This window comes from Spirillospora sp. NPDC049652, from assembly GCF_040675125.1.
GTDB lineage: Bacteria > Actinomycetota > Actinomycetes > Streptosporangiales > Streptosporangiaceae > Spirillospora.
The window spans coordinates 1-2,454 of record NZ_JBFAOF010001018.1 but is presented as its reverse complement, the minus strand read 5'-3'; the positions used below and the strand labels follow the sequence as shown (position 1 = coordinate 2,454).

Annotated in this window: 3 protein-coding genes; 1 reads left to right on the top strand and 2 read right to left on the bottom strand. The window is 75.4% G+C overall.

The annotated features are described in order from the left end of the window. The coding region (locus tag AB0J52_RS36265; RefSeq protein ID WP_500187435.1) for an NAD(P)/FAD-dependent oxidoreductase at positions 1-1,307 on the bottom strand (1,307 nt) is incomplete at its 3' end. A gap of 296 nt (positions 1,308-1,603) precedes the next feature. Between AB0J52_RS36265 and AB0J52_RS36260 the strand changes: the two genes are divergently transcribed. Continuing rightward, positions 1,604-2,038 (top strand): CBS domain-containing protein, encoded by a 435-nt coding sequence (locus AB0J52_RS36260; RefSeq protein WP_500187434.1) that lies wholly within the window; start codon positions 1,604-1,606, stop codon positions 2,036-2,038. 95 nt (positions 2,039-2,133) lie between these two features. Here the strand turns inward: AB0J52_RS36260 and AB0J52_RS36255 are convergent. Then, on the bottom strand, positions 2,134-2,454 hold a 321-nt coding region (locus tag AB0J52_RS36255; RefSeq protein ID WP_500187433.1), incomplete at its 5' end, for an aminotransferase class I/II-fold pyridoxal phosphate-dependent enzyme.

The window sequence follows — 2,454 nt, the reverse complement described above, 5'->3', positions numbered from 1 at the left end:
GGTGCGGCCACGGTGTGGTCGAGGTCGACGGCCGCGCCCGTGCGGGTGTCCAGGAAGCCGAGCCGGATCAGGTCGTCCCCGGCGGCCGCGTGCAGCGCCCAGTTGCCGAGCACCCGCGCCTTGGCCCGGTACCCCGGGACCGTCGCCAGGTGGTAGCCGCGCGTGACGAGCTGCGCGAGCGGGCCGGTCATGCTCATCCCGAGCGGCCGGGCGACCGCCTGCGCCCCGCCGAGGTCGATGACCATGCCGAGGTCCTTGTGCGAGTACACGTGCGGCTTGCCGCCGTGCAGCGCCGCCGCGACGTTGGCGGCGGCGATCCGCGCCTGCCGGGTGGCGTGCTGGGCGGTCGGCGGGCAGACCGCGCCGCCGCCCTTCACCAGGTCCGGGACGGCGGCGGCGTCGCCGAGCGCGATCACCTCCGGGTGGCCCGCCAGGCGCAGGTCCGCGCCGACGACCAGGCGGCCCTTCTCGGTGGGCGCGTCCAGGGTGGCGACGACCGGGGACGGCTTCACGCCCGCCGTCCAGATCAGGGTGCGGCACGGCAGCGTCCGGCCGTCGGTGAGCCGCGCCTCGTCGGCGGTGAGGCGGTCGATGCTGACGCCCAGCCGGACGTCCACGCCGCGCCGCCGCAGCGTCCGCGTCGCCACCTCGCCGAGCCGCTCCCCGAGCTCGGGCAGCAGCTTGGGCGCGACGTCCACCAGCGTCCAGGACAGCATGGCCGGGTCGAGCCGCGGGAAGCGCCGCAGCGCCTTGTAGCTGAGCAGCTGCAGGTTCGCGGTGGTCTCGACGCCGGAGTAGCCGCCTCCGACCACCACGAAGCCGAGCCGCGCGGCGCGCTCGTCCGGATCGTGGGTCGCCGCCGCCAGCTCCAGCTGCGCGATCACGTGGTCGCGCAGGTAGACGGCCTCGGCGAGGTTCTTCATCCCGTGCCCGTACTCCTTCAGGCCGGGGATGTCGAAGGTGCGGGTGACGCTGCCCGGGCAGAGCACCAGCCGGTCGTAGCGCAGCGTGGTCTGCTCGCCGTCGATCTTGTTGACGGTGACCGTCCGCTCGTGCAGGTCCACGCCGAGCGCGACGCCGGGGACGAGCCGGGTGCGGTGCAGCAGCCGGTGCAGCGGACCGGCGATCGACCGCGGGTCCAGCGTCCCGCTCGCGACCTCGGGCAGCAGCGGCTGGTAGAGCGTGTAGCCGAACGGCGCGACGAGCGAGATCGCCGCCTCGGCCGGGCGGAGCGCCCGTTCGAGGCGGCGTGCGGTGCCGTAGCCGGCGAACCCGGCGCCCACGATGACGATGCGGGGAACGGTCACGGCGACTCCCTTCAGCCCTGGTGGGTCCGGCCCCGGCCGGACTCGGCCCGGGGTGCTCGGACGCGGTCAGCCGCGAACGGACACGCTGCGACTGATCACCTACTGTAGGTAACCATTCGGGACGGGTGTTACACCGGGGTCGCCGGAGGGCAAATCCCCCTGCGATGCCGCGACATCTGTCGTAGCCGAACCGTGAGGCTTTGCCGTTCAGGGGTTTCCGGCGCGCACCGGGCGTGCGACCTTGGGCGGGAGCCCCCTCACCGCCGACCCTGCACCGAACCCCCGGAGCGTGTGAGATGCGTATTCGCGACATCCTGCGAAGCAAGGGAAGCACCGTGGCGACCGTCCGCCCGGACGCCACCGTGCGCGAGCTGCTGGCCGTGCTCGCCGAGCACAACATCGGAGCGGTCGTCGTGTCGCCGGACGGCGCGGCCATCGCCGGGATCGCCTCCGAACGCGACGTCGTGCGCCGGCTGCACGAGCACGGCGCCGACCTGCTCGACCGGCCGGTCTCGTCGATCATGACCGGCCGGGTGCGCACCGTCGGGCCCGACGCGGCCGTGGAGGAGCTGCGCCGGACCATGACCGAGCACCGCATCCGGCACGTCCCCGTCCTGGCGGACGGCCGGCTCGCCGGCATCGTCAGCATCGGCGACGTCGTCAAGAGCGCGATCGACGCGCTGGAGAGCGAGCGCGAGCACCTGGTCGACTACATCCAGCGCGCCCCCTGACCGGCCCGGACGGCCCTCCCGCCCGAGCCGGCCCCGGCCCCGGTCCCGGGCCCGAGCACCGGCCGCGGGCATCGACCGGCGGGCGCCGCCGCTGACTAGACCAGCACGCGGAGGGGCCGGGCGGGCGGCGCGTCCCGCAGGTCCTCGCGGGCCAGGGCGAGCCGCCCGACGGCCTCCCGCAGCGTCGCGGGCGAGAGCACGTAGGGCAGCCGCAACCGGTCCTCCAGCACGCCGTCGGCGCCGAACACCGGCCCGGGGACGACCCGGACCCCGCGCTGGGCGACGGCCTCGGCCAGCCGTGCCGCGACCGGGCCTCCGACGTCCGCCCACAGCGACATGCCCCCCGGCGGCAGCAGGAACGTCCAGTCGGGCAGCCGCTCGCGCAGCGCGGCGGCGAGCGCGTCGCGGCTCGCGGT

Coding starts and splice junctions, on each gene's coding strand:
- AB0J52_RS36260 (WP_500187434.1), top strand. CDS start 1,604: ATGCGTATTCGCGACATCCTGCGAAGCAAGGGAAGCACCGTGGCGACC.